The sequence below is a fragment of the Micromonospora sp. NPDC050795 genome (assembly GCF_044456785.1).
Taxonomy (GTDB): domain Bacteria; phylum Actinomycetota; class Actinomycetes; order Mycobacteriales; family Micromonosporaceae; genus Micromonospora.
On sequence record NZ_JBITGE010000071.1, the window covers coordinates 1 to 7400 of the forward strand.

The window sequence follows — 7400 nt, forward strand, 5'->3', positions numbered from 1 at the left end:
CGGGACCCGACGCTGAGTCGTGGAGCAAACCATCGCTCTGCTGCACTGGTTCCGTCGCCTGCGGATCCGTTGGGAGATCCGTGACGACATCCACGAAGCGTTCCTCACCCTTGCCCGCGCCATTGTCTGCTGGCACCGGCTGCAGCGCTCAAAGAGTTAGGAGTTCTTAGTGGGAGACAGCCCCGGCGTACGTCTGTGCGGATCGCATACTGATCGTGGCCTCGCTGGTGTTTGCACGGTTGTGTGGCAACTCCATGCAAACCCAGCGAGGTCCATCCCGCAGCACTCGCTCAACCCAACCGGTTACCAACAGGACTTACGGCAACATGCTAACAACCTCCGCCGTCGCACCAGACATGGCCACCATCGCGATAATCGACAGCTTCGCCGAACGGGCGTAGAGTAACCAGACCCGATCGAGTGGCGACTTCTACGGTTCCACTGACATTCGCACGTACCAGATTGGCTACTGCCGAGGCCAAGTTCAACAAGCGTCCCGTAATCCCGTTACCGGATCAACCCCATTGCCCGCGAATGCGGGGGTTCGGCCCGGCTGATATCCTTTTCGGCCCCAGGGCGGTCAGGCCCATGGTGGCTGTTTGGCGTGACCAACCTGGCCGCATGGGTCACCGACGAGAGCGGCGGGTTGCTTTGTGCTGGCGGGTGGGCCGATTGTCCGAACGCGGAGGGCCAGTGTGCCGCTCCCGCGGACCCGATCAGATTGTCCGGCGATTTTTTTGCCAGTCCCAGTCCCGGACTCCAGTTGGCGTCGGATGACGCAAAAGACGGCGATCGAGAAACTGTTTGGGACGTAGAAGGAGAAGGCCGAAAAACCGGAATTGATTGGTGGGTGAGCTGCGCCCGCTGCCACCCTTCGGGCATTGCCTGGTTGGGCTCGTGGTCCATCCTACCGCCGTAAAAGGCATTCTCGCCCGGCTGCGACGGCTGTCGGACTCGGCTGCCGTGCTGCCGATCGGGCGTCCCCAGGGTCTGTTGCGGTGGGGAGTAACGCCCCAAACTGGGCAAGTGCCCCCGAATGAAGAGTTCGGCGAACTCCGGGCTTTCTCGAATGACCTTGACATGCGGCAGGGCAATCTCCTGGGCCCCTGGAGAAGTAAGCCGGGCGATGGCTTGATGTTCGTCGGTGACTCCCGGCCGCAAAGAATCCCGCAACCTTCTGAAGCCTCGCGCAAATGGTCCGCTTTTGCGGCTCCGCTCAGCTTGAATGCGACGATCCTTGAAGATCGATCTCCGCATGTGATGCAGAACTTTTTGGGCATCCGGCACCAGGTGTTGAACATTTTTATCGCTGACCCTCGCCAGGTCATGCTCGACCACAGCGATGACGGCATGCCTGATCCTGTCGTCGGTTATCCGCGCGAGCCTTATCCACGAAGCGGAAGGTATGTTCGAGGGTGGGGTTGATGAGGTGGCCGCGGTGACTGAAGGATCCGTCAGCGGTTGCTGCTTACGCCACGACGCAGGCGGTGAGAGCGACGAAAAAGGCGGCAGGGGCGGCACTGGCGCGTACTGCAGAGGTTCTTCTGACGGCATGTGGAGCCACCCTCCGGTGGTCTGCGGAACTCACTGACGGAGGCTCAACGGTCGCCGCTGGCCCATGGTTCAGCAATGCCGCCTCTAGATTGCCGCGCCGCCTGCGGGGAGCCGAGGTCGCGGACGTACCGTCCGATCCGCTGTTGCCGGGGCGGGCCTCCGGTGTCGCGTTGGCGACGCCGGACGCCGCCTACCCCGACGAGCGAAACGACCTTGGCGTCAGCGGCCGCGCCGTCTCCCCTGGCCGCGCGACGTGGCGGCTCTCGTCCTCTTGGCGGTGGGCTTTGGCTGCTCCGTCCCGGGTCGTTTGCGGTGCCTGCGACCCGGGACGGACCTGCGGCTGGTGAGGTCGGCAGCCTCGGAAGCTTGCCGGGGCGCCCAGCTCTCCATGAGCAGTTTGAGGTCGCCGGACCGGACGGTGGCGAGGTCCTGGCGAGCGTCGTGCAACATGCTCTCCACGGATGGGAAGCAACCGTACGCCCAGAGCCGTTGCAGGAGCCATTCGTCACCGAGGACGACTCTCGCCAAATGCCGGCTGTGAATTATCAACGCCAGGCGGCGAAGAACCCTCAACTCGTCCGCGAGCGTCCAGTCGATGTAGTTGGCGGGAACGTATTCACGCCCCACCGCTGCCATGTGGCGATAGTGCTCGTGGATGACATCCAGCCTCCCGAGCACGTACGCCGCGTGTTGGCGCAGGACGGGGTCGGCGCGGACTCGTTCCTGGCCGAGATCGTGTCGGAGAACATCGAAGGCGGCGTCGTATGCCAGGCGGTAATCGGTGCTCCCTCGACTCGCGGGAGTGTGCGCTGAGAGCGGGTCCGGGTCGACCATTTGGTACCTCCGTGGGCCTCGATTGCGGTACCACCACGTTACGAGCCGTGCCCTGCCACAGTTCACCGTGATAAGCGTGACAACGGTTACGCCGCGGCGGTTCAGCGGGAGAGGGGAGCCGTGACGATCGCCGGGCCGTCGGGCGGGCCGACCGTGACGAACGACAGGTCACCGGCCCTTAGTGACGTCTCGCCGGTCACCTGCTGGGGGCCGGCGGAGGCGGTCCAGTCACGGATCACGTGGGTGGTGCCGTCCCGGGTCACCGCGTACAGCCGGTGGCGGAGGCCCGCGCGCAGGCCGGTGACCGTGATACGGATCGTGCAGTGGCCGCTGTTGTTGGTGGTTATGGTGACGGACAGGCTCGTTCCGTACGCCGGCGCCTCGCCCGTGGCGGTCAGTGTCAGATCATCGCGGGCGGACCATTGGTCGATGACGATCGTTGCGCCTGCCAGCGCGAACACGGCGGCTGCGACCGCCGTGCCCAGTCGAGCTGCCAGCCGGCGGCGGCGTGTTCCAGGGCGGGTGCCCGCCGGCCCGGCGGGGGCGTGACCGGGTCGGTGGGTCGGGACGCCGCGCCCGGTGGCCGTCCCGGCATCAGGACCAGGTGTCCAGTCAGCCTCGTCCAACCAGGCCAGGCCAGCGGCTGAGAGCCCTGTCGTGGCCGCCTCTTTGAGGCAGAACCAGCACTCGGCGAGGTGCGCCTCGAAGGATTCCCGCTCGGTGTCGCGGAGGGCACCGAGGAGGTACAGAGCCAGTCTCTGGTGGCCCTCGGTGGTGTGATCCCCATCTGCGCGCATCGAGCTCTCCATCACGAGTCGGCATCATGCGGCGAGTTGATAGCGGCGTGTAGCGAGCGCATTCCGTAAAAGGCCCGAGACTTCACCGTACCCTCGGGTATGCCCAGTCGTGCTGCCGCCTCGGCCACCGACGCGTTGCGATAATAGAGTTCCCGCAGCACCGCACGGTGCTCCGGGCTGATCTTCGCCAGCGCTGTGCGTACCGCGTGGACGTTTAGCACGCGGTCCATCTCGTCGCCCGTAGCCGCGACCCGATTGAGGTCAGGCAGGCTTACCTCGGGCGGCCGGACCCGCCGCGCCCGCATTGTGTCGATCGCCGCATTCCGGGCGACCGTGTACAACCACGGGGCGATCCTGGCCTGATCCTGGGCAAGGATTCTCCGATTGCGCCAGGCGCGCAGCAGCGTCTCCTGGACCAAGTCCTCCGCCAGTTCCTCCTGTCCGAGCAACAGGCGGGTTAAGAAGCGGTGCAGGGGTATGCGGTGTTGGTCGACGATTTCTCGCATGAGGGTCTCGGCTGCGTCCGGCTCTAACTCGGTGCCGTCCGACGGCGGTGATTCGCCCGGACGCGACACCGCCGGGACAGCTTCCCTCCCCGATGCACGGAACGCCCCGCCGGCCGGTCGCGCGCGCATGGACAACCATGCCGTCTGCACGGCGAGGACGACCGTCACGACCGATCGTTTCAGTCCGAAGAACGGACTCTCGAACGTACCGGCACCGGCGAACGGTCCCTGCATGGAGCTGATTGTCGGCATGCCCACCTGCATCATCAGTCGCCTCATCTAAGAACGGGTCGGAAGGGTCAGCCGCCGCGCCGGCGCAGCCAGACGAAGACGGCGACGCCACCGGCGATCAGCACGACGCCGAGGCAGAGGTAAGCGACCACACCGCTGCTACCCCCGGTGTCACCGGTCGCACCGCCGCTTGCGGTGGCAGGCTGGGCTCGGTCATCGGCACGGGCGACCGCCCGAGCAGGATTGATCATCCCGGCGCCGTGGCCGCTGTCGTCACTCTCGGGCTTGACCTGGTCGGCGGTGCCGGTGATGCGCTGCTTGACCTGATTGGCGGTCAGGTCCGGGTACGCCTGGCGGATCAGCGCCGCTTCCCCGGCCACGAAGGCCACCGCGAACCGGGTACCGGTCCAGCTCAGCGGGCCGGACTCGCCGGGCCCGACGCTCGCCACGTCCGCTCCCGGTGCCACCACCTCGACGGTGCCCGGCTGGTAACGCTCGACGAGCTTGTTGTCAGCGTCGACCCCACCCACCAGCAATAGAGCACCGGTGGCGGAGGGGGCGCTGAGTGACGGGAGCGTGACCGGCCGGTCCGGCGCTCCGGCCAAGACGAGCACGTCGTGTTGGAGTGCGGTGGTGAGCGAGGCGACGACCTCCGGTGAGGACAGGTCGACATACGAGCCGAGGGCCACGACGGTCGCGCCGGCACTCACCGCCACCTCGATGGCGTTCGCCGAGTCCGCGGATTTGCCCGTGGGTGCGGTGCTTACCATCCGTACGGGCAAAATGGTGGCGTCGGGCGCGACACCGACCGGAGACTTCGCGGCGGTCGCATTGGCGGCGATGATGCTGGCCATCGCGGTCCCGGTGCCCAGGCAGTCGATGTCGCCGCGCCCGTTGCCGACGGTGACGTCCGCCCCGACCGCGAGTCGGCCGCTGAGCTGCTCGAGTTTACCGTCGACACCGGAGTCGACGACGGCCACCATCACGCCGTTGCCACGGCTGATGTCCCATGCGCCTTCGACGGCCAGCCGCAGGTGTGCCCAGTCGGATCGGCTGCTCGAAGTGGCAGTGGTGGTGCAGCCGGCCGTGGCGGTCGTCGGGTTGAGGCCGGGGGCGGGGGTTCGGGTCACCATCGCGGTGCCCGTCGGCTGAGGGGAGGCGCTGCCGGGCTTCGTGGTCCGGGGAGTGGGCGCGGCGGTCGGCGCCGGACCGGAAGGGATCTGGCCGTACTCCATGCCCGCACCGGCCGCATCCCAGGGCAGCACGAGGTACCAGCCGGCGTTCAGCTTCGCCGGGTCGGTGAGACTTGAGCCGTCCGGCTGGGCCCGGCCCACGTTGAGGTGGTATATGTCCGCCGACCGCGCGCCGCTACCGAGGAACCGGACCGCGATCTCGGTGAGGTTCTCCAGCCGGCCCGGCTGCTGCGGGGCGACCTTGTAATACTTCACGTAAGCCTGCGAGTCCGGCGGTTCCGCCGCCGCTGGCGTGACGATCGTCGTCACGGCCAGACAGCAGGCCACCGCCACGGCCGTGAGCAGGCGTCCCAGAATCGGGCGCTTCGCCAGCACCGATACCTCCTCTTTCCTGAACCACGACCGTCCGGCCGGACTGTCGCCCTCTACAGCGGATCAGAACCGGCCCGCGTTCACATTGCTCGAAGGTTGGTGCCACTGCACCCGGCACACGGGGTCCTCAGCGGTCACCGACCCACCAATTACCGGACGATCGCCCTGCGATCGATGAAACCCGTCTACGTTCGGTGACAACCGCCACCACCAGGAGTGACCCGCCGTCAGCAGCTGTCAGAACATCGAAAATTTACGCTGCCGGCCTCGCTCAATACCGGATCCGCCCGCATACTGCAACGGCATGGTTCAAAGGGCCTCACGTTCACCGTGACCGGCTGGTTAACAGGTGATTACGTTCAGGCCCGCTACCCACACCCTTAACACTGGTTGGAGAAACCACCATGATCTTCACAAAGAAACGGCGTGCTCTGCTCGCCGTTTCACTGATCGCGGCGTTCACGGTCAGCTTCGCTCCTGTGTCCACCACCGCCGATGTCAGGGCCGGCGGCCCGCTGTGCGTCGCGAACCGCTGCCCCAGGTAATCCCGTTCTCTCCTGGCCTCCTCCCAGTGAGGCCGACGACGATCATCCGGGTCGCATCGCAGCCCGGGCGACCGTCCGCAAGGCAAGACCGCGCAGAGCGGGAAGGCAGGAAGAACGCGGACCGCACGGCCACGGGTTCTAGCCTCGGCCCTTCGTTAAGGGCTGCGTGGTGGCGGTCGCGGGGACGTGAAAGTGCCTTCTGATCTGGAACGATGTGACTTGTCTAGGGTCTCATCCATCCATCACGGAAGGCACTTTCAAGGTGCAGCGTATCGGCATGCGTCCCAAGCTTGCGGTCTCTGGTGGAGGTCGAGGCGTGGTCGGTCACGCCGGTGCCCGCCTGCTGGCCGACATCGCCGAGGTGACGGGGTTGACCAGCGGTTTTGGTGATGCGTTGGCCGGGTTGCGGCAGCGACGCCCGGTCCATGAGCCGGGCCGGGTCGCCGTCGATGTGGCGGTGATGCTCGCCGACGGCGGCGAAGCCATCAGCGATCTTGGTGTGCTGCGCGATCAGCCCGAACTGTTTGGGCAGGTCGCATCGGACGCGACCGGGTGGCAGGTCCTGGACAGCCTCGACACGGCGGCGTTGGCCCGGTTGCGGCAGGCCCGCGCGGCAGCGCGGGAAGTCGCGTGGGCGCAGACCTGTGAGACCCGCGGCCGGTTGCCCGCCTCGGTCGCGGCGGGCCGCGAGGTCGCCGGTCTGGTCCTGGACATGGACGCCACCCTGGTCATCTGCCATTCCGAGAAGGAATCGGCGACGCGGACGTGGAAGAAGACATTCGGCTACCACCCGCTGCTGTGCTTCCTCGACAACACCGGCGAAGCCCTGGCCGGACTGCTGCGCGAAGGACGGGCCGGGTCGAACACCACCGCCGACCACATCACCGTCCTGGATGAGGCCCTCACGCAGATCCCCGACGCCCACCGGCACGGGACACCGCTGCTGATCCGCACCGACGGCGCCGGCAGCACCCACGGCTTCCTCGCCCACATCCGAGGCCTACGCGAGCACGGCCTCGACGCCCGATTCAGTGTGGGCGCCGCGATCACCGCAGCAGTCAGGGCCGCGATCGAACAGGCCAACGACTGGATCCCCGCGATCAACACCGACGGCGCCCTGCGTGACGGCGCCGAAATCTGCGAACTCACCGGCTTGGCCGACACCAGCGGTTTCCCGGCCGGAACCCGCCTGATCGCCCGCCGGGAACGACCACACCCCGGCGCCCAGTTGTCACTGTTCGACACCGTCAACGGCATGCGGCACCAGGTCATCGCCACCGACACCCCGCCCGGTCAAGGATCCCTGCAGTTCCTGGAGGCCCGTCACCGCGCCCACGCCCGCGTCGAGGACCGCATCCGCACCGGCAA

General features: G+C 66.9%; 6 protein-coding genes. 2 read left to right on the top strand and 4 right to left on the bottom strand.

Annotated elements, in window-relative coordinates; all coding sequences use genetic code 11:
- Positions 1-846 precede the first annotated feature (846 nt).
- Positions 847-1425 carry a hypothetical protein gene (locus ACIBEF_RS31805; protein ID WP_396797111.1) on the top strand — a complete coding sequence of 193 codons (579 nt, stop codon included), beginning with the start codon at positions 847-849 and terminating at the stop codon, positions 1423-1425.
- A 348-nt stretch (positions 1426-1773) separates the two neighbouring features.
- Here ACIBEF_RS31805 and ACIBEF_RS31810 read toward each other — a convergent pair whose 3' ends face one another.
- From ACIBEF_RS31810 to ACIBEF_RS31825, 4 genes are all read right to left on the bottom strand, one after another.
- A complete protein-coding gene (locus tag ACIBEF_RS31810) occupies positions 1774-2388 on the bottom strand; it encodes a hypothetical protein (protein ID WP_396797112.1) in 615 nt (204 codons plus the stop codon).
- Positions 2389-2489: 101 nt separating this feature from the next.
- Positions 2490-3185 carry a zf-HC2 domain-containing protein gene (locus ACIBEF_RS31815; protein ID WP_396797113.1) on the bottom strand — a complete coding sequence of 232 codons (696 nt, stop codon included), beginning with the start codon at positions 3183-3185 and terminating at the stop codon, positions 2490-2492.
- 11 nt (positions 3186-3196) lie between these two features.
- Positions 3197-3925, bottom strand: a complete 729-nt coding sequence (locus tag ACIBEF_RS31820) for a sigma-70 family RNA polymerase sigma factor (RefSeq protein WP_396797114.1) — start codon at positions 3923-3925, stop codon at positions 3197-3199.
- A gap of 65 nt (positions 3926-3990) precedes the next feature.
- A complete protein-coding gene (locus ACIBEF_RS31825; protein WP_396797116.1) occupies positions 3991-5490 on the bottom strand; it encodes a S8 family serine peptidase in 1500 nt (499 codons plus the stop codon).
- Positions 5491-6273: 783 nt separating this feature from the next.
- Here ACIBEF_RS31825 and ACIBEF_RS31830 point away from each other — a divergent pair.
- The coding region (locus ACIBEF_RS31830) for an IS1380 family transposase (protein ID WP_396797118.1) at positions 6274-7400 on the top strand (1127 nt) is incomplete at its 3' end.

Bases quoted from the DNA above. Each gene is read 5' to 3' on its own strand.
- ACIBEF_RS31810 (WP_396797112.1), bottom strand. From the start codon at position 2,388: ATGGTCGACCCGGACCCGCTCTCAGCGCACACTCCCGCGAGTCGAGGG.
- ACIBEF_RS31820 (WP_396797114.1), bottom strand. From the start codon at position 3,925: ATGCAGGGACCGTTCGCCGGTGCCGGTACGTTCGAGAGTCCGTTCTTC.
- ACIBEF_RS31815 (WP_396797113.1), bottom strand. From the start codon at position 3,185: ATGCGCGCAGATGGGGATCACACCACCGAGGGCCACCAGAGACTGGCT.